Origin of the sequence: Streptomyces sp. NBC_01092 (assembly GCF_045039535.1) — a bacterium.
In the GTDB taxonomy this organism is placed as follows: Bacteria; Actinomycetota; Actinomycetes; order Streptomycetales; family Streptomycetaceae; genus Streptomyces.
On record NZ_CP108659.1, the window covers coordinates 9,007,302 to 9,031,105 of the forward strand.

Annotated in this window: 23 protein-coding genes; 14 read left to right on the top strand and 9 right to left on the bottom strand. The window is 69.3% G+C overall.

Translation table 11 applies throughout. From position 1 onward, the window contains the following. Positions 1-32 precede the first annotated feature (32 nt). From OG254_RS40775 to OG254_RS40805, 7 genes are all read right to left on the bottom strand, one after another. Positions 33-1,331 carry an SLC13 family permease gene (locus OG254_RS40775; RefSeq protein WP_405592397.1) on the bottom strand — a complete coding sequence of 433 codons (1,299 nt, stop codon included), beginning with the start codon at positions 1,329-1,331 and terminating at the stop codon, positions 33-35. Then, positions 1,328-1,786, bottom strand: coding sequence for a CBS domain-containing protein (locus OG254_RS40780; RefSeq protein ID WP_405592399.1), 459 nt, complete (start codon positions 1,784-1,786; stop codon positions 1,328-1,330). The genes OG254_RS40775 and OG254_RS40780 overlap by 4 nt, the downstream gene beginning before the upstream one ends. Then, positions 1,773-3,008, bottom strand: coding sequence for a cation:proton antiporter (locus tag OG254_RS40785; RefSeq protein WP_405592401.1), 1,236 nt, complete (start codon positions 3,006-3,008; stop codon positions 1,773-1,775). Before OG254_RS40785 ends, OG254_RS40780 begins: the two co-directional genes overlap by 14 nt. Before the next feature lie 172 nt (positions 3,009-3,180). Continuing rightward, positions 3,181-3,525, bottom strand: a complete 345-nt coding sequence (locus OG254_RS40790; RefSeq protein WP_405592403.1) for an STAS domain-containing protein — start codon at positions 3,523-3,525, stop codon at positions 3,181-3,183. 141 nt (positions 3,526-3,666) lie between these two features. Further along, a complete protein-coding gene (locus tag OG254_RS40795) occupies positions 3,667-4,920 on the bottom strand; it encodes a cation:proton antiporter (protein WP_405592405.1) in 1,254 nt (417 codons plus the stop codon). Between the two features lie 6 nt (positions 4,921-4,926). After that, a complete protein-coding gene (locus tag OG254_RS40800; protein WP_405592407.1) occupies positions 4,927-5,412 on the bottom strand; it encodes a cation:proton antiporter regulatory subunit in 486 nt (161 codons plus the stop codon). A 232-nt stretch (positions 5,413-5,644) separates the two neighbouring features. Then, positions 5,645-6,013 carry a hypothetical protein gene (locus OG254_RS40805; protein WP_405592409.1) on the bottom strand — a complete coding sequence of 123 codons (369 nt, stop codon included), beginning with the start codon at positions 6,011-6,013 and terminating at the stop codon, positions 5,645-5,647. 637 nt (positions 6,014-6,650) lie between these two features. On the opposite strand from OG254_RS40805, the gene OG254_RS40810 reads away from it, so the two are divergent. The 14 genes from OG254_RS40810 to OG254_RS40875 all read left to right on the top strand — a co-directional run bounded on the left by OG254_RS40810 (position 6,651) and on the right by OG254_RS40875 (position 22,999). Next, a complete protein-coding gene (locus tag OG254_RS40810) occupies positions 6,651-7,265 on the top strand; it encodes a hypothetical protein (protein ID WP_405592411.1) in 615 nt (204 codons plus the stop codon). A gap of 12 nt (positions 7,266-7,277) precedes the next feature. Continuing rightward, the gene (locus tag OG254_RS40815) at positions 7,278-9,449 is read left to right on the top strand and encodes a hypothetical protein (protein ID WP_405592413.1); all 2,172 of its coding nucleotides are present in this window, start codon (positions 7,278-7,280) and stop codon (positions 9,447-9,449) included. Continuing rightward, on the top strand, positions 9,446-10,471 hold the full coding sequence (locus tag OG254_RS40820) for a hypothetical protein (RefSeq protein WP_405592415.1): 1,026 nt from the start codon (positions 9,446-9,448) through the stop codon (positions 10,469-10,471). Before OG254_RS40815 ends, OG254_RS40820 begins: the two co-directional genes overlap by 4 nt. A gap of 650 nt (positions 10,472-11,121) precedes the next feature. Continuing rightward, a complete protein-coding gene (locus OG254_RS40825; protein WP_405592417.1) occupies positions 11,122-12,783 on the top strand; it encodes a hypothetical protein in 1,662 nt (553 codons plus the stop codon). Next, on the top strand, positions 12,783-13,184 hold the full coding sequence (locus OG254_RS40830; RefSeq protein ID WP_405592419.1) for a hypothetical protein: 402 nt from the start codon (positions 12,783-12,785) through the stop codon (positions 13,182-13,184). Before OG254_RS40825 ends, OG254_RS40830 begins: the two co-directional genes overlap by 1 nt. 106 nt (positions 13,185-13,290) lie before the next feature. Continuing rightward, positions 13,291-13,707, top strand: a complete 417-nt coding sequence (locus OG254_RS40835) for a hypothetical protein (protein ID WP_405592421.1) — start codon at positions 13,291-13,293, stop codon at positions 13,705-13,707. Continuing rightward, positions 13,691-14,389 (top strand): hypothetical protein, encoded by a 699-nt coding sequence (locus OG254_RS40840; RefSeq protein ID WP_405592423.1) that lies wholly within the window; start codon positions 13,691-13,693, stop codon positions 14,387-14,389. Before OG254_RS40835 ends, OG254_RS40840 begins: the two co-directional genes overlap by 17 nt. A 770-nt stretch (positions 14,390-15,159) precedes the next feature. After that, on the top strand, positions 15,160-15,993 hold the full coding sequence (locus OG254_RS40845) for a M55 family metallopeptidase (RefSeq protein ID WP_405592425.1): 834 nt from the start codon (positions 15,160-15,162) through the stop codon (positions 15,991-15,993). Then, on the top strand, positions 15,986-17,290 hold the full coding sequence (locus tag OG254_RS40850; RefSeq protein ID WP_405592427.1) for a M20/M25/M40 family metallo-hydrolase: 1,305 nt from the start codon (positions 15,986-15,988) through the stop codon (positions 17,288-17,290). The genes OG254_RS40845 and OG254_RS40850 overlap by 8 nt, the downstream gene beginning before the upstream one ends. A gap of 5 nt (positions 17,291-17,295) precedes the next feature. Then, entirely contained in the window at positions 17,296-19,260 is a 1,965-nt protein-coding gene (locus OG254_RS40855) for an LpqB family beta-propeller domain-containing protein (RefSeq protein ID WP_405592429.1), read from the top strand. 8 nt (positions 19,261-19,268) lie between these two features. Continuing rightward, on the top strand, positions 19,269-20,192 hold the full coding sequence (locus OG254_RS40860; protein ID WP_405595488.1) for an LD-carboxypeptidase: 924 nt from the start codon (positions 19,269-19,271) through the stop codon (positions 20,190-20,192). 101 nt (positions 20,193-20,293) lie between these two features. Further along, a complete protein-coding gene (locus OG254_RS40865; RefSeq protein ID WP_405592431.1) occupies positions 20,294-22,111 on the top strand; it encodes a CocE/NonD family hydrolase in 1,818 nt (605 codons plus the stop codon). 59 nt (positions 22,112-22,170) lie between these two features. Next, positions 22,171-22,425 carry a DUF1049 domain-containing protein gene (locus tag OG254_RS40870; protein WP_405592433.1) on the top strand — a complete coding sequence of 85 codons (255 nt, stop codon included), beginning with the start codon at positions 22,171-22,173 and terminating at the stop codon, positions 22,423-22,425. Positions 22,426-22,444: 19 nt separating this feature from the next. After that, positions 22,445-22,999: a GNAT family N-acetyltransferase gene (locus OG254_RS40875; RefSeq protein ID WP_405592435.1), complete on the top strand. Its 555-nt coding sequence runs from the start codon at positions 22,445-22,447 to the stop codon at positions 22,997-22,999. Here OG254_RS40875 and OG254_RS40880 read toward each other — a convergent pair. After that, complete coding sequence (locus tag OG254_RS40880) at positions 22,971-23,318, bottom strand: DUF6204 family protein (protein WP_405592437.1); 348 nt, start codon at positions 23,316-23,318, stop codon at positions 22,971-22,973. The genes OG254_RS40875 and OG254_RS40880 overlap by 29 nt on opposite strands. An 83-nt stretch (positions 23,319-23,401) precedes the next feature. After that, a complete protein-coding gene (locus OG254_RS40885) occupies positions 23,402-23,749 on the bottom strand; it encodes a VOC family protein (protein ID WP_147995889.1) in 348 nt (115 codons plus the stop codon). Between the last annotated feature and the right edge of the window lie 55 nt (positions 23,750-23,804).

A 23,804-nucleotide genomic window follows, 5' to 3' on the forward strand; every position in this document is an offset into this window, starting at 1 on the left:
GAGGCGGAACGACCATGCCTGTCACCTTCCGGTCAGACGAGGGCGAAGTAGCGCAGCCACACGTACAGCGCGGACAGCGCGACGGTGACGGCGGTGACGACGAGGCCGTACTTGGTGAACTGCCAGAAGGAGATGGGCTGTCGGTTGCGTTCGGCGATGCCGAGGACGACGACGTTGGCGCTGGCACCGATGGCGGTGGCGTTGCCGCCGAGGTCGGCGCCGAGGGCAAGCGCCCACCACATGACGTGGTCGGGGTCGCCGCCCATGTTGTTCACCAAGTCGGCGGTGATCGGTGCCATCGTGGCGACGTAGGGGATGTTGTCCACGATGCCGGACAGCACGGCCGAGGCGCCGAGCAGCAGCATGGAGCCGCCGAGTTCGTTGTCGCCGATCGCGTCCGCGAGGGCATTGGAGATCTCGCCGATGACGCCGGTCTCGATCAGGCCGCCGATCATGATGAACAGTCCGGCGAAGAAGGCGAGGGTGGGCCACTCGACCTCGCCCAGTACCTCGCCGGTCTCCACGGACGAGATCGCGATCAGGAGACCCGCGCCGAGCAGGGCGACGACGCTCGGCTCGTAGTGCAGGACAGGGTGGAGTACGAACCCGATGACGACCAGTGCGAGGACGACCAGGCCCTGGACGAGCAGCCGGGGGTCCTTGATGGCCTCGCGCTCTTCCAGCGCCATGACCTCTTCGGCGCGCGTCTCGTCGTAGACGAAGGACTTGCGGAACAGGAAGCGGCACATCACGACGAGCACCACTGTCAGGAACGCTGACAGCGGGGCGAGGTGCACCAGGAAGTCGTTGAAGGTCAGTCCGGCCCGGCTGGCGATGATGATGTTCGGCGGGTCGCCGACCAGGGTGGCGGTGCCGCCGATGTTGGAGGCGAGCACCTCGGCGATGAGGAACGGGGCCGCGGGCAGCGCGAGACGCTCGCACACCAGCAGCGTCACCGGGGCGATCAGCAGCACGGTCGTGACGTTGTCCAGGAGGGCGGACGCCACGGCCGTGATCACGATGAGCATGACCATCACGCGGAAGGGCTTGGCCCGTGCCCGCTTGACCGCCCAGATGGCCAGGTACTCGAACATGCCCGTCTTTTTGAGCACGCCGACGATCATCATCATGCCCAGGAGCAGGAAGATGACGTTCCAGTCGATGCCGGAGTGCTCGGAGAAGAAGGCCGACTTGTCGTCGGTCGCCCCGATCGCCAGCATCAGTGCGGCGCCGCCCAGGGCCGCGCCGACGCGGTGGATCTTCTCGCTGATGATCAGGCCATACGTGATCACGAAGACGGCGATTGCCGCCCAGCTCTGCCAGCCGTTCACGGTCCTCCGACGAGTTGTTCCATCAGGCGAGCGGCCGAGACGGCGCCCGCGAGCCGGGTTTGGTCGCCGTCGCTTTCGACGACGGCGACCAGTGGGGTGTGCGTGCGGGCCATGAGGGCCGCGATGTGCATGACGCTCGCGTCCGGTCCCACGGTCGGCGGGAGGAACCTGCGGCGCGGGAGCCACTCGGCCACCGTGAGCCCGGTGAGCTTCTCGCGTACGTCGTCGAGGTCCCGGTCGTCGATCACGGCGCCCAGGAGCGGATCCTCCAGGGCGTACTCGGGTACGAGCTGCCCGATGAGCTGGGAGCCGGGCACGATGGCGTACGGCTGGCCGTCGGGGTCGACGACCAGCAGCGCGGGCAGTTTGTACTCGGCCAGCAGCCGGGCCGCTTCGGTGGCGTCGTCGTCTGTGGAGACGGACGGGTAGGGCTCGGCGAGGTCACGCGCTGACATGGCCGGTCTCCTTGCTGGTACGGGATGCTGGGGTGCCGCCGTCCACACCCGCGAGGTCGTCGACGTGGAAGAGGCGGGCGATCGGTACGTCGGTGGAGCTGTGCGCGATGATCGAGAAGGCGATGCACACGGCGATCAGGGTGAACGCCTCCTCGCCCTGGGGTATCCCGGCCTGCAGCACGAGCAGCCCGTACACCACGGAGGCGAAGCCCTTCGGCCCGAACCAGGCCGCCACCAGCTTCTCCCGTCGGGTGAAGCGTGTGCCGAGCAGTGACAGCAGCAGCGAAGCCGGACGGATCAGCACAATGGCCAGCACCACCGCGACGTATCCGCCGAAGGGCAGGTCACCGAACAGCTGAGGAGTCAGCAGCGCGCCGAACACCAGCAGCGCGGCGAATTTGGCAAGCTCCGCCAGCGCCTCGCCCAGCGGCTCGAACGCCTCCTTCGCCTCCAGCGAGCGAGCGGTGAGCACGGCACCCGCCGAGAACGCGGCGAGGTAGGGGTTGGCGTGGGTGAGATGACAGACCGCGTAGAGGATCACGCCGATCGCCAGCGGCAGCAGCGGCTGCAGCTTGGGCTCGGCACCGAGCAGCCGGAACCTTACGAGCTCGATCACCACGTACGGCAGGACGATTCCGAAGACGAGCCCGAGGAGCAGCTCCAGCGCGATCTTCCCGAAGTCGGCCTCGGAGTGAGCGGAGGTCGGCCCCGCCGCAGCGATCAGGACGAGCACGACCGGCAGGGCGAGCCCGTCGTTGATGCCACTCTCCACGTTCAACAACTGTCGCAGCTTTGCCGGGACTTCCTTGCGCCCGACGATCGCGGAGGCGAACACCGGGTCGGTGGGTGCCAGCACGGCGCCGACCAGGAAGGACGTCGTCCAGTCCAGGCCCACCAGGTAGTGCGTGATCAGCGCCATGCCGACGAACGCGAGCGGCATACCGAGACCGAGGGCGCGGGCCGGGTTGCGCCAGTTCTCCCGCAGCTTGGGGAAGGAGACGTGCATGCCGTCGGTGAACAGCACCGCGAACAGCGCCAGGTCGGCCGTGACGGACACGATCTCGCTGTCCGGCGTGATGTGGATCAGCCCGAGGAACCCGTCACTGACGAGCGCGCCCCCGACGAGGAAGAGGAAGGACGTGGACAGGACCGTCCGGGCAGCGAGCCCGGACAGCAGCACCGCGATCAGCAGCGCCACCCCGAAGACCACGACGAGCACCATGACCCGGACCCCCGATCGGCAAAGACACCTCTGTCAAAGACCGCCGACCAGACTTCCCGGCACACCGCGGGGAACCCTACACGTTCTTTACGCGGCATTGACAGGTCCTTAGCGCGCATCCTGGAGCGGCGGACATTGCCGGATTCCGGCATGCTGTGCCGCCTCGGCCCGCTTAGCGGGCGTCGCTGTTCCCGTTCGACAGAGCACGGGAGAGGCCGATCTCGCGAAGGATCGACAGCGCACGGTCGTTGGCATGCGTGATGACCAGCCGCGTGCCGCGGGCTCGTGCGGCGCGCAGGGCCGAGAACAGCGCCTGGCAGCCGTCAGGGCTGAGGTGCTTGACGTCCGTCAGGTCCACTTCCAGGACAATCGGCCCGGCATCGATGAGCCGGACGAGCCGTTGGCCCGTCGCCTTGGCGCTTCGGGTGTCCAGGTCTCCGTGCAGCCGTACCACTTCATGACCCGGCAGGGCCTGCGGCCCGGACCGGCGCCGGTGACGGAAGCGGAAGATACGCATCAGCGGCTCCGGGGCAGGCGGGGTGGGTTCGCCGACCAGACTTCCCGGCACACCTGAAGGCAGCGTATCCGGGGACGTCGCGAAGGTGCCTGTTGTCCGCCTCCAGGCGGTGACGCGGGGTGATGGCCCTCGCGAGGTCGATCACGCGTGACCGACGGCGTCCTGGTCCTCGATGCTCTCGTACGTGTCCGGCGGCAACGGCGCGGCTTCCTCAGCCGCCGGGGTCGACGGGCGGCGACGCCGGCCGAGCAGGCGGGTGGCCAGGGGCTCGGTGTAGCGGGCGGTCAGGGGACCGAGGACGACGAGGATCAGGACGTAGGCCGTGGCCAGCGGGCCGAGGGAGGGCTCGATGCCGGCCGTGACGGCGAGCCCGGCGATCACGATGGAGAACTCACCGCGCGCGACCAAGGCCCCGCCGGCCCGCCAGCGCCCCTTGGTACCGATTCCGGCGCGGCGGGCGGCCCAGTAGCCGGTGGCGATCTTCGTGGCGGCGGTGACGGCGGCCAGGGCGAGGGCGGGCAGCAGGACGGGCGGGATGCTGGCGGGATCGGTGTTCAGGCCGAAGAAGACGAAGAACACGGCCGCGAACAGGTCTCGTAGCGGGGCGAGGAGGCTGTGGGCGCCCTCAGCCACCTCGCCGGACAGGGCGATGCCGACCAGGAAGGCGCCCACAGCGGCGGACACGTTCAGCTGCTGGGCGAGCCCGGCGATCACCAGAGTGAAGCCGAGGACGACGAGCAGCAGCTTCTCGGGATCGTCGCTGGAGACGAAGCGGGAGATGTGGCGCCCGTAGCGGACCGCGAGGACCAGAACGAGGACGGCCGCGCCGAGGGCGATGGCGAGCGTGACACTGCCGGCGGCGAGCCCGGCCCCGACCAGCAGAGCGGTGACGATGGGCAGGTAGACGGCCATGGAGAGGTCCTCGAGGACGAGGATGCTCAGGATGGCCGGGGTTTCGCGGTTGCCGAGCCGTCCCAGGTCGCCGAGGACCTTGGCGATGACGCCGGAGGAGGAGACCCACGTGACGCCGGCCAGGACGACCGCGGCGACCGGACCCCAGCCCAGCAGCAGCGCCATCACCGCGCCGGGTACGGCGTTGAGGACGGCGTCGACGAGTCCGGCGGGGTAGTGGGTCTTGAGGTTGGTGACCAGATCGCTGGCGGTGTACTCCAGGCCCAGCATGAGCAGCAACAGGATGACGCCGATCTCGGCACCGACAGCGACGAACTCCTCGCTGGAGCCCAGCGGCAGCAGCCCGCCGTTGCCGAAGGCGAGGCCGGCCAGCAGATACAGCGGTATCGGGGAGAAGTGGAAGCGCCCGGCGAACCGCCCGAGCAGCCCGAGGCCCAGGATGATGCAGCCGAACTCGATCAGGAAGACAGCGGAGGAGTGCACGGCGGGTCACTCCCGCCCGAGTATCGCGGCGGCCGCCTCCACGCCTTCGCGCGTTCCGATGACGATGAGGGTGTCACCGCCGGCGAGCCGGAAGTCCGGCGTGGGGGAGGGGATCGCCTCGGCCCGGCGCAGTACGGCCACGATGGAGACGCCGGTGTCGGTACGCATCCGGGTCTCGCCCAGAAGCCGCCCGTTCCAGTGCGACGTGGATTCCAGCTCGATGCGCTCGGCCACCAGGCCGAGGTCCGTGGTGGACAGCAGGTTGGGTGTGTGGTGGGCGGGCATCAGCGCGTCGATGAGGGTCGCCGCTTCCTCGGCCGTCAGCCGGGCGGACAGGGCGCACGCGTCCGGGTCGTCCTTGCGGTAGGCGCTGATGGTTCGGTGACCGTCGCGGTGGGCGACCACCGACAGCCGGCGGTGCTCCCGTGTCGTCAGGTCGTAGCGGACTCCGATGCCCGGCAACGGCGTACTGCTCAGGCGTGGCGCGCCCATGGCTGTCCCCCTTCTCTCGGCGTGAGCGTGTCTTGCAGCGGCTCGCCTTCGGGGGCCGTCCGGACGAGTGCCCAGGTCCGGCCTGTGAGGCTCATCCTAGGCGGCGGGGTGAAATGGCTCGCTTTGAGCGGCTCTCACCCGCCGTGCGCGGGGCGCGGGCTGCCGCCGCACGCGGGCGGCACGTGGCGGCGACGCTGATGGGGCTCGACGAGGTGCCTTCCGGCCGCCGTTCTCACAACAGGTCCTCGATCCGGCGCAGTTCCTGGCGCGCGGCGTCCGGATCGGCGTGCTCGCGGTCGAGGACGAGCAGGAGGAAGAGCCCCTCGTGGGTTCGGCGGGTCAGGGGGCGCAGGAGGTGGTAGTGGCCGTTGAGGGTGATCAGGATGTCCTCGAGCTGGTCCGGCTTGTGGCCGAACAGGGGGAGGGCGGAGAGGTGGGTGCGTACGACATCGGTGCCGCCGTGTGCGATCCGGTCCAGGTCGAGATCCTCGCTGCGGCTCTGGGTACCGAGCGGCATGCGGCTGACGTAGTCGACGACGGCGACGCCGAGTGCTCCGTCGAGGCGCATCGCCCTGTTGAGCGCGACCTGGATGGCGGACACGGCCGACCCCCTTTCGGCATGTGGCGATCTCCCATGCCGACCAGGCTTCCCGGCGCTCCAGCCCCAGCCGACATCCCAGCGGGACGGCGCGCGGCGGGGCACCTTTGCATCGTGCCATGGTTCGCGGCCGTCGGTGCCGTCCGTGCGCAGTTCGCCCTGCGTGGCCGGGGTGGGGAAGCCGAGGCGACCTGGGCACGACCCGTTCGTGATCTGGCCGGCTGGCCCCGGTGCTCCGGTCGCCGTCTGTGTGATCGCGGTCGTGCGCTCCTATCGGCTCCCGCGCATCCGGCCCGACACTCAGGACTCTCCGGGCCCCGCTACGAAAGGCTGAACCGGCGGCACCCCCCTTCGCTGAGTACCGCAGCGGGGCAGCACATGCACGTGGGCCGTCATCGGACGGTACGCAGCAGCGAAGCGGCGACCGCGATGGCAGGTGCCCGGCCATACTCAACCGCTTCCCTTGACTAACGGGATGCAAAGGTCGTTAAGGTGGCGATGGGTCGATCATGGTTTGTTGACGTGCAGTCCTACGTGATGGCGCGTCACTTGCACGGGGGAAGCGATGAGTTCTGACACGGGTGACGTACGTCCTGTATCCGCACCGAACACGGGCCCGGATCCGCGTACCGCGTACCAAATGCCGACGCCGGACACAGGCAGGGACGTGCGGGACATGGACCCCGCTCCCGGCGCCAACCCCGATCCGGGCGGCCTCTACACCGATGGCATACGCACCATGCCGGCGCCCGCAGCCGGCACCTCGGGCTCAGTCCCTGCGAGCTCGCCCATCGCCGGGCCCGATCAGCCCGTCGATGTGCGTGACCTCGACCCCGCGCGCGGCTCCTACTCCGCGGGGACGGGGAGCGGTGGAATCCAGGCGATGTCGAGCGGCGGCGACGGTGGTGTGCAGACCACCGGGTTCAGCGGGGTCGACGATCCGGCAGCGCTGAACCGTGCCGGTGAGAACTCCAACCAGCTGGCCAGCCTGGTGCACTCCAACGGGGACGTCGGCGAGGACGCGGAGATGATGGCGGCTGTGGGGTCCCTCAGCGGGGACCTGTGGGGCGGCGATCTCGGTGTGTCACTGATGAGCACGCTGGAGAGCTGGGACAAGCAGGCGCGCCGTTTGGCCCGCACCTGCGGTGACATCGGCGACAAATGCATCACGACCGCGCACAACCACGTCCGTACGGAGTCGGCGAATGAGTCCGAGATGAATGCCGTCCACGCCTCGCTGCCCGACTTCGACTGACAGGGACCTGCCATGAGTAGCATTGCCTACGAACAGCTCTACCACCTCGACGTCGCCTCTCTGAAAGCCGCCGCCGACCAGTGGAGCGATGTCGCCCGCCGCTACCAGCAGTGGGGCCAGGGGTTCGGTGACGGCGTCGTCAAGCCCTTCGACCAGGCCGGCTGGACCAGCATCGACGGGACATCAGTGTTCGCCCGGGCCCAGGTCGCGGCCGCTGAGAAGGAGTTCGGTGACGCGGTCACCGAGGCTAAGGGCATACGCGCCGTCCTGGAGGACGCCTACGAGGAGTTGCGCAAGTACAAGGCGGACCTGCACGAACTGGCCGCCGACGCCCAGCGCAACGGCGTGAGGATCAGCGGCACGGGCGAAGTCAGCCTGATCGACCCTGACGAGGCAGGCGACCAGCGCCGAGGCCCCGGAGGCGTACTGCCGTCGCAGAACGAGGAAAGGATCCTGCACGTCCAGGCCCGCATCGTCCTCATCCTCACTGCTGCCGCGGACGCGGACCAGTCCGCCGCCATTGCCCTGAAGCGCAACACCGGCAAGGGCGGTGACGAGGGCTTCAACGACAAGACGGTCAAGTCCGTCGACCAGGACGAGTCCCAGCGCGCCTCGAAGCTCCTGAAGAAGTACGAGAGCGGCGAGAAGCTCTCCCCCGCCGAACTCAACGAGCTCAACCGTCTGATGAGCCACAACCAGAAGGACCCGGAATTCAGCCGCATGGTCCTGGACAACCTCGGCCCCGAGGGCACCCTTCGCCTGGCACAGGACCTGGAGCAGGAGCGCGCCGGTGACGGCCCGAACAAGGACAAGTACAACAACATCCAGCACGCCCTGGCCAACAACATCGCCACCGCGAACAAGGACAAGGAGTTCTCGGACGAGTGGCGCAAGGACATGCGTGCACTCGGTACCGAGCGGACTCCCGACAGCGCCCAGATGTATGGCTACCAGACGCTGACCACTCTGCTGAAGCACGGTGACACCGCCGAATATCCGCCACGGCTCACCACGGGCCTGACCGACGACATCATCGCGGCCGAGAAGAAGCACCCGGACCTGTGGAACAAGTACGACCAGGCAAACGCCGGCGCCGATGTCGACCCCGTTCCCGTCATCGACCCGGTGGACGACATGCTTGGCATCATGAGTCGTGATCCGGACACGGCCACCGCGTACCTCGACCCGGGCGATGACGGAGGCAACAAGCGCCTGGAGTACCTGCTCAACAAGCGCGACTGGCCCGACCTGGAGGTCCGGGAGGTCTACCGCGGGCAGGAGCCGACCGGAGACATCGACCACATCGACGCCTCCAACACCCGCGTCGGCCTCGGCAGTTTCCTGGAAGCCGCGACAACTGGCGAAGACGCGGGCCCCCCGCACACGGCCGGCCAGGCGCGCGTCATGCGCGACACCGTCGAGTTGATGGACACCGCACCCGGCCACGAGGAGATCAAGCCCAACCTGCGTCAACCGCTGGCGAACTGCCTCGCCGACTACACCAACGACACCCACGAAATCCTCTCGGGAGTCCAGGGCTCGTACACGCACGAGGCCCCGCAGGAGCATGGGCGAGGCGGCGACGGCCTGTTCGGCGACAAGAACGACGCCCACATGGCCCCCAACTCGGACAAGCTGATCCGCATGATGCGCGGGATCTCCGAGGACCCGGAGGCTTACGGCACCATGCACAAGGCCGAAACGGCGTACATCGCCAAGCAGATGGAGGACAACGGCGGCAACACTGCCGATTCCGTCCGGGACCCCGTCCGCAAGGGCGGCTCCGCTCTCGGCGCCTACGACGCCGTGCGCGAGGACGTCATCTACGACAAGCGGGACAGCGCCAACGCCCAGGAAGACTGGAAGGCCAAGACCATCTACCACGTGGCCGGCACTCCGGTGACCATGGTCCCCGGGATCGGCGACGCCGCGCAGCGCATGCTGGACGCCTGGACCTACGACGTCTCCAATGAGGAAAAGGGCTACAACAACGACGCGGCAGCCGCCGAGGTCGCCGACCGAAGCCTCAAGTCCCAGCGGGAGATGCAGTTCCTCGTCGACGAGTGGGCCAATGGGCGCGGCATGCCGGGAATGGACGACCCGTCCGTCAACGACCTGCAATTCGACATGCGCAATGACCACACCACCGGCGAGAAGCTGGCCAACGACGCGATCGGCCGATGAACAACAACACTCCACCCCAGACGGCACGCCCCCGCCGCAAACTTCTCCTCGCCGCGGCAGCGACCGCTCTCGTCCTGGTCGGCGGTGGGGCGGTCGGCTATACCCTTGTCGCGCGGGAGGACAAGCCGGACTGTGAAACCGTGCTGTCCGACGCCACCCTCCAGCGCTCCCTCGGTGACGCATATCGCGAGGACATGGACTGCGGCGCCCTGGGCCGTGCCATAAAGGACGCTGCGACCGGATCAGCTCCCGGACGGCACACGCTCCCAGAAGCCCGCACCGTGCAGGCCACCCTGGCCGTGGTCAGCGAAGACATTGAGCAACGCCACGAACCCTCCATCCCCGCGGACCTGCGCGCCCCACTCGCAGCCACACTGGCGGACTACGCCCAGGACACCTACGAGATACTCAGCGGCGTCAACGGCGAGTACACGCACCGAGAGGACAGCGCCCCGTGGCAGGACGGCAAGACCGTCCGCATGTCCGCGCACCTCGACGACCTCATCAACGTCATGCGCGCGGTGTCCGAAGACCCCGCCGCGTACGCCGACCTGCGAGCCGCGCACGTCCGCGGGTGCGCAACGCACCTGGCCGCGGTCTCCACACAGGCCACGGGCTCCGTCTACAGCGGGCCGGCCAGAAGTTGTGCCGCCGGCCTTGGCCACTACGACGGAATTGCCGACGACATGCCCGAGTCGGGGGCCGAAGAATGGCGCTCGGGCGTACTGCAGCGCCTCAAGACGACCGCAGGAAGCCCCCCGCCCTACAAGGTGGACCGTGCCCGGCACATCGCCGGCAGCTGGCAGCAGGCGGTCATCGAGCGGGTCGACTCCGACCAGACCCAGTTCCTCAAGGGCGACAGCTCCCGAATCGTCGGCATCTGGACCGGCGCACGCGGTGACGGCATCGACACCAAGAGAGTGAACGATCTAGAACTGACGGTAGCCAGCGACGCCAACTCCAGCACGGTGGAGACCGAGGGGACCCTGCGGTGCACCAGGCACCCCACCGAGTGCGGGTAGGCGGCAGACGAGGTGAACGGCACCCGTACGTTGCGTCCATGCTTTCCAGTACGTGCTGTGCCACCGAGGACGGCCGCCCCAGCCGGGTGGGAGAGGCGATGACCAGGAAGTTGTCTACCGGAAGGCCCTGACCTGCGGTGATGCCGTCGAAACTGTCGCTGACCTGGGCTGATCCGTCTGTCTGGATCTTTCAGCGTCCTGTCGGGTTACGCAGTCGATTCTCCCCACGCGCTCCCCAGCGCTGTTCGTACTCCCCAGATTCTCCCCAGAGATGGCGAGGCCGGCTCAACGGATGCGCTGGCGTAAGCACGCTGAGTGACTGGTGGAAGTCTCGCAGCACTGACCCTTTGGACGCGACGCCTCGGAGCGCAAGACGGGGCTGGTCAAGAGAGCAGCCGTTTCCCGTCGCTGCTGCCGAGTGGCTTGAGGGGCAGAATTCGGTCAACTCCTACTCGCCAAGTCAGTTGCGTGCATTGTCGCGTTTGCGATCTGGCGGTTCCTGGATTTCGCCGTGAAGATGCCCGCCGTACCGGCGAACGGGGGGCGGGATGGGATTCGGGTGGGGCCTGCGTGTGCGGCCACGTGCGGCGGAGGACGTGGTCCAGGGGCCTGCGGTACCGGTTCAACCCGCTCCTGCTGCCTCTGGTGAGGTGGATCCGACCGCGTCGGAGGTGACCGGGTTGCTGTGTCAGGCCGTTTACGCGCGGCCTGACCGGGTCAAGTCTGCCAAGGCGTGGTGGCAAAGGCTCCGCGGCAAGGACAAGGCGCCGGCCAAACCCCGCCGCAGCACGCGCAGACGCATCTACCTGGAGGGCAGCGACGACTGCCCGCCCTTGGGTGAGCCCATGGCGCAGTGGGTTTTGGATCACGTCCTGCACGGGCCGCCCGTACCTGTGCCGTCGTACGGATTCGACCTCATGCCGGTGGTCGCACACAGCCTGAGTGCACGGCGGCGAAGGTGGCTCCGGTGGGTCGGCCTGTTACTCGTGGCCGCGGGCGTGACCTATACGACACCCCGGGCTGCGGCTGTGTGGGGTGGGGTCTTCCTGGTGGCCTTGGTGATGCGGTGGGCTGCGCTGCGTGCGCAGCGGAAGGTGAAGAAGTCGCGTCTGGCGACCTCTCCTCGCTCGGCGTACCTCGTGCTGTGCGTGCCGTGGGTGCTCGCGGTGGTTCCGTTTCAGCCGGTCGACGGCGAGTTTGTCGGTCTGCGGGTCGGCCTGCTGCTGTTGCCCTTTGCGTTGTTGGCTGGGGCCGCGCTGGTGTGTGGCGGGGATCGACTCGTGGCGCGGGCTGCCCTTGGCGGGATCATCCGCGAAGGAGTGGCGTCCGGCCGGTTGCCTTGGGCAGCTGCGAAGGGTGGGCGTCGGATGGCACAGATTGGTCGGGAACAGACATGGCAGGAGCTGCCGTACGACCATCCGGAGCGTTTTGTTGGAGCCGGGCGCGACGTATGGGGTGCCGCAGACATTGGTATCCCGCTCAAGCCCAGGGACCCGGAGGAGTCGGTCAAGTCGTTCGGTGAGTGGGAACTCCTGCGCAGGATAGGCGCGGCTCTCCGAGAACTGGGACGCGGGGCCCGGGAGATCACCGATCCGCTTCCCGGGTTCACGGTAAAAGAGGTGCAGGCTCTGCCGGCAGCGCTGTGGCTCCAGCGCACTCGCGCGGCCAAGCTGGAAATGCCGGACCTGCGGGGACGGGGGCGCCGGTCCCCGTCCAGCATGCCGGACCGGCTGTACTTGCGTGCGCAGTGCGTCAGCTGGGACGGACACGTGGTGGTCAGCGTGTTCGTGCACGCTGCGCTGGAAGCGGGGGAACTGCGGCTGACCATCCGGCCACAGGTGATCACGCCCGTGTACAACGAACTGCGGGTCGCCGGCGCGCCGGTCGCCAAGCGCGGTCTCCGTCTGTTCGGCTGGCTCGTGGCCCAATCGATATTGGACGCGGCCGCGGGCCCGGTCGCGCTTTGGCGGTTCGTGACTCGGCTCGGGCTCGGCGGACAGCGTGAGGATGGCAGGGCCGAGGAGAAGGACCCGGTCAGCCTGCGCGACCGGTACTCCACCGAGGAAGTCACCGACATGCACCAGAGCGACGATGCCAAGCGGCACGTCGTGCTGATGCAGACCTGCATCTTCCGGACCGTCTCCGAGTACCTCGAAGAAGTGGGCGTCGACACCGCCCCGTACGAGCGGCAGGTTGCCGCGGTCATCACCAACATTCAGGTCTACGGCGACAACAACGCGCCCATCCAGAACGTCGCGGGCAGCGACATCCGCGGCGTGGGCCAGAGCAACGGTACCCAGGGAGGCAAGTGATGAACTTCGGACGCGGCCGCCGCGAAGAGGAGCATGGACGAGGTTCGGGCATCAGCATCGGTGGCAACAACAACGCCCCCAACCAGAACGTCGTGGGGCAGAGCATCTCCCACGTGTACCAGTCCGCCTCCGTGCAGGGCGCCGTCGACATCGAGACCCTACGTGAACTCCTCGCCTCTTTCCGCACCGACGTGGAGCAGAACGAGGCAGGTCTTGCCAACGCGGCAGTGTTGCGGGCCATGACGGATTCCGTCGACACCTCGCTGGCCGCGGCTGACCCCCAGGCGCAGGCCGGCGCCTTGAGGGGGATCGCTCAAGCCCTGCCCGCTTTGGTGGCTGGAACCGTCGTCCAACAGGGCGGGCAGGCGCTTGCCAACGCCCTTTCGTCGTGGGTGGGTTGAAAAGAATGACGCCCTAACGGCCACTGGGATCCGGGATGAACCGTTCCGGCTGCCGACGTCTGCGCGCGCGGATACAGTGCTGGGACCAGTGGGGGAGAAGACACACGTGGACGAGCTGACCTTCGCCGTGACGACAGTGTTCGCGGCACTTCTCAGCCAGGCATCACAAGACACCTACACGAAGGCGCGGGACCTCCTGCGGCGCTTGCTGCGACGAGGCGACCAGCCGGACACCGCAGCCGAGTTGGAGCGCCTCGACCAGGATCGTGCGAGTGTGATGGAGCGTTCCGCGCCCGAGCGGGACGAGGCGGCACGCCGGGCTGCCGCTGGGTGGGCGCTGGGCTTGGAAGGACTCGTACGCGCGGACCGCGCGGCCTTCGAGGAACTGCGGGCGCTTGTTGAAAGGGACGGGCCGACCACAGTGATCAACCAACACAACCACGGCTCGGGCACCTTCATTAACGGCAGTGTCGCCGGCGGGCTCACCATCAACCACGGTGCGGCGCATGGCAGAGACACCTGAACCATCGACCATGGGGGACCAGCACAACCACGGTCCCGGAATCTTCATCGCGGGTGATGTCATCGGGGACGTGCATCACCATGCTTCGTCCCGGCCAACCTTCCACCAGACCGCGCGCATCGAGGAGCACGAGTCGGTCGGAGGCCCGGGCCGTGCCGGAAGGGCGCCTGTCAATGAGGAGCCGTCGGGCGAGGAAGGCAGGACGGGGCCGCTCAAGTCCCTGATCGGGAACGCGTTCGGCGCCTTCATGCTGTTCGGCATGGCCGGCTACGGTCTGGCAACCGTGTTCATGCCGACGCATCCGACATCGGAACGTGTCATTTCGGTCCCCCTGGCGGCTGGTCTGGCCTTGGGCGGTCTGGTGCCCCTGGCATCCTCGCTCGCCGTGCTCGCCGAACTCTGTGCCGCAGGCGCGGCGAACGCGGCCGGTTCGGCGGGCAGACGAGGACGGGAGGGGCGACGGACCGCCGCCCGTTTGAACCTGCGACAGGCACGTCTGGTCGCCCGCACGGCCCACTACAGCGCCGTGCTCGCCGGTTTCGTGGCAGCACTTGTTGGCTTCCTGGCCGTGAGCAGAAGAGCGGCGGACCGCGCCCAGGAGGCAAGCGATTGTGCGGAGTCGGAGGTCGCCAAGGCTTGTGCGGACCTACAGCGGAGCGATCCGGCTACGGGGGCGCGTTGACTGCCGGGTCGGCGGGTTGATTCAACGTTGGCAACGCAGGAACGACCATGAACCGCTCCGGGATGGGTGGAGTACGAACTCTGCACCCCGCCAGTAGCCTGAAACCAAGCAACTCGACTCCACACGACTCGGGGCAGTCCGGAGCCTCCATCAGACCCGGAGCGGTTCAACTACTACATCCCCGAAGAAGATGTGCTTCAGTGTCCCTGCCATCTGCGGCGACGCCTGGTAATCCGAGCTTCGGCCGGGCGGGATGACGCGGACGGTCATGGCGCCCCCACTCGGTTCGACGGCAAGAGACCGCACTGAAACTTCGGGAAGTCTTCGGGAAGAACACCCGCCGAAGGCCGGACGAAATCGTCTTCAGCCGGACACCCGCCGACTCCGCCCGAGGGCCCACCCGCACCCACGAAGCTGCTCCGCCGAGCCCGATAAACGGTCTGTGACCAGCAAAAACGCCCTCCCGATGGGAGGGCGGAGACTGGGCGCCCCCGGCAGGACTCGAACCTGCGGCCAAGCGCTTAGAAGGCGCTTGCTCTACCTCTCAATGGAGTCTTGCGGGACGCATGTGGGACCTCAGGTCCATGCTCTCTGAGGTGCCGAGTCTCAGGAGTGGACCCCCTCTCTGCCTCGTAAGAAGTTCCCGCGTCGACGCGTAAGGTGAAGCAGCATGAAGATCCCCGTTACCGCTGCACGTTTCACCGCATGATGTCGCAAACTGCTGTCGTAAGCTGGACGATAAGCCTCTGACCTGCGAGGGAACGGACCGCATGAAGATCCTCATCAGCGCCGACATGGAGGGCGCCACCGGTGTGACCTGGCCGGGCGACGTGCTTCCCGGGACGCCGCAGTGGGAAAGGTGCCGGGGGATGTTCACCTCGGACGTCGATGCCGCCGTGCTGGGTTTCTTCGACGGCGGTGCCGACGCCGTCGTCATCAACGAGGCGCACTGGTCCATGCGCAATCTGCTGCTCGAACGGCTCGACGAGCGCGCCCAGATGCTCACCGGCCGGCACAAGGAGCTCTCCATGGTCGAGGGCGTGCAGCACGGCGACATCGACGGCATCGCCTTCGTCGGCTACCACACGGGCGCCGGCATGGAGGGCGTCTTCGCGCACACCTACCTCCCGAACTCCATCACCGGGGTGTGGCTGAACGACGTACGGGCCAGTGAGGGCCTGCTGAACGCGCATGTCGTCGCCGAGTACGGCGTACCGGTGGTGCTCGTCACCGGCGACGACCTGGCCTGCGAGGACGCGCTCGGCTACGCGCCCGAGGCGCTGAAGGTCGCCGTGAAGGACCATGTCTCGCGGTACGCCGCCGTGTGCCGTACGCCGGCCAGGACCGCCGCCGACATCCGCGCCGCGGCCGGTCAGGCCGCCGGGCTGGCGGTCCGTCACGAACCCGTGCAGGGCGGCCCGTTCACCGTCGCGGTCGAGTTCGACGCCGAGCACCTCGCGATGGCCGTCACCGTCGTCCCCGGCGTCGAACGTATCGGCGAGCGCAAGGTGGCGTACACCAGCGAGCGAATGTACGAGGGAATCCGTACCTTCAAGGCGGTCACCACGATCGCCTCGGCCGCGGTGGAGGAGCAGTATGGCTGACGGGCAGGCACTGGACGAGGTCGTCACGTTCACCTCCGACCTCATCCGCATCGACACGACCAACCGCGGCGGCGGCGACTGCCAGGAGCGCCCCGCCGCCGAGTACGCCGCCGCACGGCTGACCGAGGCGGGTCTGGAACCGGCGCTGCTGGAGCGCGCGAAGGGCCGTACGAACGTCGTGGCCCGTATCGAGGGCAGCGACCCGTCGGCGGACGCGCTGCTCGTCCACGGTCATCTGGACGTGGTGCCCGCGCAGGCCGACGAGTGGAGTGTGCACCCCTTCTCCGGGGAGATCCGCGACGGCGTCGTCTGGGGCCGGGGCGCCGTCGACATGAAGAACATGGACGCGATGATCCTCGCCGTCGTGCGGTCCTGGGTCCGCGAGGGCGTACGGCCCCGCCGGGACGTGGTGATCGCGTTCACCGCCGACGAGGAGGCGAGCGCCGCGGACGGCTCCGGCTTCCTCGTGGACCGGCACGCCGCACTGTTCGAGGGCTGCACCGAGGGCATCGGCGAGTCCGGCGCGTTCACCGTCCACGACGGCAGCGGCCGGCAGATCTACCCCCTCGCGGCCGGGGAGCGCGGTACCGGCTGGCTGAAGCTCACGGCACGCGGGCGGGCCGCGCACGGCTCCCGGCCCAACCGGGAGAACGCGGTCACCCGCCTCGCCGCGGCCGTCACCCGGATCGGCGCCCACGAGTGGCCGCTCAGGCTCACCCCGACCGTCCGCGCCGCCCTCGTCGAACTCGCCGCGCTGTACGGCCTCGACGCCGACCTGGACGACGTGGACGGCCTGCTCCAGAAGCTCGGCCCGGCGGCCAGGCTGGTCGAGGCGACCGTCCGCAACAGCGCCAACCCGACGATGCTGGAGGCCGGTTACAAGGTCAACGTCATCCCCGGGCAGGCCGTGGCCTACGTCGACGGCCGCTATCTCCCGGGCTTCGAGGACGAGTTCCGGACCACCCTCGACGAGCTCACCGGGCCCGACGTGGACTGGGAGTTCCACCATCACGAGGTGGCCCTGCAGTCGCCGGTGGACTCGCCGACGTACGCCCGTATGCGCGCGGCCGTCGAGGAGTTCGCGCCCGAGGGACACGTCGTGCCGTACTGCATGCCCGGCGGCACCGACGCCAAGCAGTTCTCCCGGCTCGGCATCACCGGCTACGGCTTCTCGCCGCTGAAGCTGCCGGAGGGCTACGACTACGGGGCCATGTTCCACGGCGTCGACGAACGCGTGCCCGTCGAGGCGCTGCACTTCGGCGTCCGAGTGCTCGACCGTTTTCTGCGTACGGCCTAGGCGACTTGGGGGAGACAGTGCGGACGCTGGCGTACGGTTCCTGGCCCTCGCCCATCGACGCGGCCGTCGCCGCGGCGCACGAGGGGCGGCCGGACTTCGTGGGGTTCGTGGGGGAGGAGGCGTGGTGGACCGAGGCCCGGCCCACGGAGGGCGGACGGCGCACGCTGGTGCGCAGACGGGCCGACGGCCACGAGGAGTCGGTGCTGCCTGCTCCGTGGAACGTGCGCAGCCGGGTCATCGAGTACGGCGGACAGCCGTGGGCCGGCGCCGTGGCCGACGGCCGGCCGCTCGTCGTCTTCGTCAACTTCGCCGACCAGCGGCTCTACCGCTACGAGGAGGGCGGCGAGCCGCGTCCGCTCACCCCCGTGTCCGACGTGGGCGGTGGACTGCGCTGGGTGGAGCCGCGGCTTCGGCTCGACCTCGGTGAGGTGTGGTGCGTGCTGGAGGAGTTCACCGGCTCCGGACCCACCGATGTGCGGCGCGTCCTGGCCGCCGTACCGCTCGACGGCTCGGCGGCCGGGGACCGCGGCGCCGTACGCGAACTGACCGACGACCGGCGCCGGTTCGTCACCGGAGCGCGGATCTCGCCCGACGGGCGGCGGGCCGCGTGGCTCGCCTGGGACCATCCGCGCATGCCGTGGGACGGCACGGAACTGCTGGTCGCCGACGTCGGGGCCGACGGCACGCTCGGCCGCCCGCGGACCGTCGCGGGCGGCCCCGAGGAGTCGATCGCCCAGGCCGACTGGTCGGCCGACGGCCGGCTGCTGTACGTCAGCGACCGCAGCGGCTGGTGGAACCTCTACCGCGACGGCGAACCCCTGTGCCCGCGCGAGGAGGAGTTCGGCGGACCGCTGTGGCAGCTCGGCCTGCGCTGGTTCGCCCCGCTGGAGAGCGGGCTCGTGGCGGTCGTGCACGGCCGCGGGGCGACGGCCCTGGGCGTGCTCGACCCGGAGACCGGCGAGATCGTCGACGCGGCCGGCCCCTGGACCGAGTTCGCGCCCACCCTCACGGCGTACGGCGAGCGGATCGTCGCCGTCGGCGCCAGCCCGCGCAGCGCCTACGAGGTGGTCGAGCTGGACGCCACGACCGGCCGGTCCCGGGTGATCGGAGCCGCGCACGACGACGCCGTGGACCCCGCCTACTACCCCGAGCCGCAGATCCGCACCTTCACCGGCCCCGCCGGACAGGACATCCACGCGCACATCTACCCGCCGCACAACCCCGGTTGCGTGGCCCCCGGCGACACCCCGCCGCCGTACGTCGTCCGGGCGCACGGCGGCCCCACCTCGCGGGCGCCCCTCGTGCTCGACCTGGCCATCGCCTACTTCACCTCCCGGGGCATCGGCGTCGCGGAGGTCGACTACGGAGGCTCCAGCGGCTACGGCAGGGAGTACCGCAACCGGCTGCGCGAGCAGTGGGGCGTGACCGACGTCGAGGACTGCGCGGCCGTCGCGCTCGCCCTCGCCGACGAGGGCACCGCCGACCGCGACCGGCTCGCCGTCCGGGGCGGCAGCGCGGGCGGCTGGACCACGGCCGCCTCCCTCACCACGACCGGCGTCTACGCCTGCGGCACGATCCTGTACCCGATCCTCGACCTGGCCGGCTGGGGCACCGGCGAGACCCATGACTTCGAGTCCCAGTACCTGGAGTCCCTGGTCGGACCCCTCGCCGAGGTGCCCGGACGGTACCTGGAGCGCTCGCCCGCCGAGCACGCCGAGCACCTCACGGTGCCGTTCCTGCTGCTCCAGGGCCTGGACGACGTGATCTGCCCGCCTGCCCAGTGCGAGCGGTTCCTGGCCCGCATGGAGGGGCGCCGGGTGCCGCACGCCTACATCGCCTTCGAGGGGGAGGGCCACGGATTCCGGCGCGCGGAGACGATGGTCCGCGTCCTGGAGTCCGAACTCTCCCTGTACGCCCAGGTCTTCGGGCTCAACCCGCCCGGGATCCCGAAGCTGGAGCTCGCCAAGTGACCGAGCCCATAAGGCCGTTGCTGCGGCCGTCCCGACTCGCCCCCGGCGCCCGCGTGGCCGTCGTCGCCCTCAGCGGACCGGTGCCCGAGGACCGGCTGGAGTCCGGGCTCGACGTGCTGCGCGGCTGGGACCTCGACCCGGTGGTGGCGCCCCATGTGCTCGACCGGCACGGCGACTTCGACTACCTCGCGGGCACGGACGCCGACCGCGCCGCCGACCTCCAGCGGGCCTGGTGCGACCCGTCCGTGGACGCCGTGCTGTGCGCCCGGGGCGGCTACGGCGTGCAGCGGATGATCGACCTGCTCGACTGGGACGCGATGGCCGCGGCCGGGCCGAAGGTCTTCGTCGGCTTCAGCGACATCACCGTGCTGCACGAGGCCTTCGCCACCCGGCTGGGCCTCGCCACGCTGTACGGACCGATGGCGGCGGGCATCGACTTCATCAAGAACGCGCGGGCGCAGGAGCACTTGAGGGCCACGCTGTTCGAGCCGGAGTCGGTGCGCACGATCACCTCCACCGGCTCCGCACTGGTCCCGGGCCGGGCGCGGGGCGTCACGCTCGGCGGCTGCCTCTGCCTGCTCGCCGCCGACATGGGCACCCCGCATGCCCGGACCTCCGCGCGCGGTGGTCTGCTCTGCCTGGAGGACGTGGGCGAGGAGACGTACCGGCTCGACCGCTACCTCACCCAGCTGCTGCGCGCCGGTCTCTTCGACGGCGTGCGCGGGGTGCTGCTCGGGTCGTGGCAGGAGTGCGAGCCGTACGAGCGGGTGCGTGCGCTGCTAGTGGACCGACTGGGTGGCCTCGGTGTGCCGGTTGTGGAGGAGTTCGGGTTCGGGCACTGTGAGGGTGCGCTGACGATTCCGTTCGGGGCGGGTGCCGAACTCGACGCCGAGGCCGGGACGTTGACCCTCGACGAACCCGCGCTGCGCTGAGCACCGTTCACTGAATATCCGTCAAGAAACCTCCGTCACGGCGATTGACCTCGCCTGACACGTGTCACACCATGACAACCGGCCAGTACTTACTGGTCGGTATGCAGGGCTGTCCAGCGTGCCTCAGTGTGGAGGTCTCCGTGTCCCGTCGTGTGCCCAGATTCCGGGCCCCACTCGCTCTCGTTCTCGGCGCCACACTCACCGCCCCCCTCGCGCTCACCGCTCCGGCCGCCGCCGCGACCGGCCAGTTCACCGTCACCGCCCTGAAGTTCACCGTCCAGGCGGGCGGCCGCAGCTGCACCGTCGACGCCGATCTGTACCGGCCCGCGGGTGTGGACAGCGCCCACCGCGCACCCGCCGTCCTCGCCACCAACGGCTTCGGCGGCAGCAAGTCCGACGGCTCGACCAACGTCGTCGGCGAGGCCTTCGCCCAGCGCGGATACGTCTCCCTTGTCTACTCCGGGCTCGGCTTCGGCAGGTCCGGCTGTCTGATCTCGCTCGACGACCCCACCATCGACGGCGTCGCCGCCTCCGGGCTGATCGACTTCCTGGGCGGCGGGCGCGCCGCCGACGACGGCACCAAGGCCGACTTCGTCACCCTCGACGCCCCCGGCGACCCGCGCGTCGGCATGGTCGGCGGCTCCTACGGCGGCGCCGTCCAGCTGGCCACGGCCGCCGTCGACCGGCGCCTCGACGCCCTGGTGCCGATGATCACCTGGAACGACCTCGCCTACTCCCTCGACCCGAACAACGCCGTCGGCGCCGCCGGCGTCCCCGGCGCCTTCAAATGGCAGTGGGCCAACGGCTTCTACCTCATCGGCGAGGGCCAGCCCCTGCTGGAGGCGAACCTCGACCCCTCCCGCATCAACTCCATGGCCTGCCTGCACTTCGTCACCAAGGCCTGCGACACCATCCGCACCCTCAACTCCGGCCGCTACCCGGCGAAGCAGACCGCCGACCTGCTCGCCTACGCCCGCAGCGTCTCCCCGGTGTCCTACCTGAACCGCGTCAAGGCACCCACCCTCCTCGTCCAGGGCCAGGCCGACAGCCTCTTCAACCTCAACGAGGCGACGGCGACGTACAAGACGCTCAAGTCCCGGGGCACCCCGACCAAGATGATCTGGCAGTCCTGGGGCCACAGCGGCGGCCTCACCGACCCGGCCTCCGGCGAACTCAACCTCGGCCAGGGCAACCTGGAGACCAGCTACGTCGGCCGGCGCATCCTCGCCTGGTTCGACCGCTATCTGCGGGGCCACCACGTCGACACCGGACCGGCCTTCGCCTACTACCGCGACTGGATCACCGACCCGGACCACACCTACGCCACCGCCGACCGCGTCCCCGCGCTCAGCCGGACGCTCTACCTCTCCGGCGACGGCAAGCTCGTCGACAACCGCCGCAAGGTGGCGCGCGGCAGCCGTACGTACACGAACTGGCTCGTGCCCACCAGCCACTCGGAGAGCTCGCTCGCCGGACTCATCGGCCTTCCGGACCCGGCGCCGTACGACACCGCGGGCACCTACCTCGGCTGGACCAGCGAGCCGCTCGCCCGCACCACCGACGTCGTCGGCGCACCCCGGGCCACGCTGAAGGTGGTCTCCCCGAGGGCCGAGCGGACCCAGCACTCCGGGGACGCCGCCGACAAGCTCGTCCTGTTCGCCAAGCTGTACGACATCGCCCCCGACGGCACGCGGACGCTGGTGCGCCGGCTCGTCGCACCGGTGCGGGTGCCCGACGTGACCAAGAGCTTCACCGTGACGCTGCCGGGGATCGTGCACCGGTACGAGAAGGGGCACCGGCTGCGGTTCGTGATCGCGGCGAGTGACGACGCGTACTTCGGGAACCGGGGGATCAAGCCGGTGACCGTGGTCAGTGAGCCCCAGGACACCGGGGTGCTTCAGCTGCCGGTGATCGGGTAGCGCCTCCCGGCGGGCCGCTCACCGTGCGTGATCGCGTGTTCGGGAGCATGCTTGGTGGTATGACCACGAAGACGTCGGAGAGCGGCACGAAGGCCGGCGGGAAGCGGGGTGGCCTGGCCGGGACGATGACCCCTGCCAGGATCACCATGCTGGTGCTCGCCGCCCTCGCCCTGATCTTCATCTTCGAGAACACCGACAGTACCGAGATCCGGCTGCTGATCCCCCTGGTGACGATGCCGCTGTGGCTGGCGCTGCTGGCCATGGCCCTCATCGGCGCGCTGTTCGGGGCGTATTTCATGCGACGGCGCCGATAGCGGGTCGTACGCTGGCGCAATGCCGCATCCCGCGTCCCGCTACCTCGCAGAAGGCCCCCGAGTGGGCATACGTCACTTCAGCCACGACGACGCCGCCGAGTTCATCGGGCGTGCCCGGGAGAGCAAGGCACTGCACCATCCGTGGCTCTTCCCGCCGGACGGCGAAGCCGCGTACGCCGGTTACGCCGGGCGGCTGATCGAGGATCCGACCAAGGCGGGGTTCCTGGTCTGCGCGAAGGACGACGGCGGGGGGATCGCCGGGTTCGTCAACATCAACAACATCGTCGAGGGCGCCTTCAAGAGCGGCGCCCTCGGCTACGGCGCCTTCGCCCACGCGGCCGGCCGCGGCCTGATGCGGCAGGGCCTCGACCTGGTGGTGGGGCACGCCTTCGGCCCGATGCGGCTGCACCGGCTGGAGATCAACGTCCAGCCCGCCAACACCGCCTCCATCGCCCTCGCCCGCGCCTGCGGCTTCCGCCTCGAAGGCTTCTCGCCGAACATGCTCTACATCGACGGGGCCTGGCGCGATCACGAACGGTGGGCGATCACCGCCGAGATGCGGGCTTCCGGTTGATCTTCATCGTGTCGAGGTCCGTGACCGTCGACTTCAGATCCCTGAAGCCGTAGCCCAGCTCCCGCAGCGCGCTCTCGGCCCGGTCCTCGGCGATCGCGCCGGCCATCTCCTCGCCGTCCGCCGCGTCGGAGACCACGACATAGCGCATCGAGAAGTGCTTGAGCGGGGACGGCTCGTAGGACAGCGACCCCTCCTCGGTGAACCGCATGCTGGTCAGACCGTGCCCGCCGGCCTCGGCGAGCAGCCGTGCCCGGGCCTCGTCGGTGAGGCCGTCCCAGGTACCCCGGACGATCACCCGGTAGGTGTGCTGCTCACTCACGTTCCTGCTCCCCGCATCGGCCTGGAGGGTCGACCTTACGTCGGCGGGGGCAGCGCGCATCCGGAATATTGCCGCGCGCGATGCTACGCCTGACGGTCCACGTACTCGTAGATCGCCCCGTCCGGGTGCATCGCGATCAGGTTGCGGCCCACGGGTGTCGGCACCGGGCCGGCGATGATGCGCGCGCCCAGCTCGCTGAGCACCTGGTGGGCTTCGTCGACGTCCTTGACGGCGATCGTCGCGGCGACCTTGCGCAGCACCTCCAGCTCGGCCTCGGGGCCGCTCATGAGCAGGAAGCAGCCGACCGCGGCGACCTGGACGCCGCCGCGTTCGAAGCGGAGCGCTCTGCCGCCCGCGAGGCGTTCGTAGAAGGGGACCGCGGTCTCCAGGTCGTCGACGCATACGCGCAGCGTGGCTCCCAGAATGTCCATGCGGAAAGCCTAGTTGGGACCGGCCGGTCGGGGAGATCGTTTCACGCGATCCCCT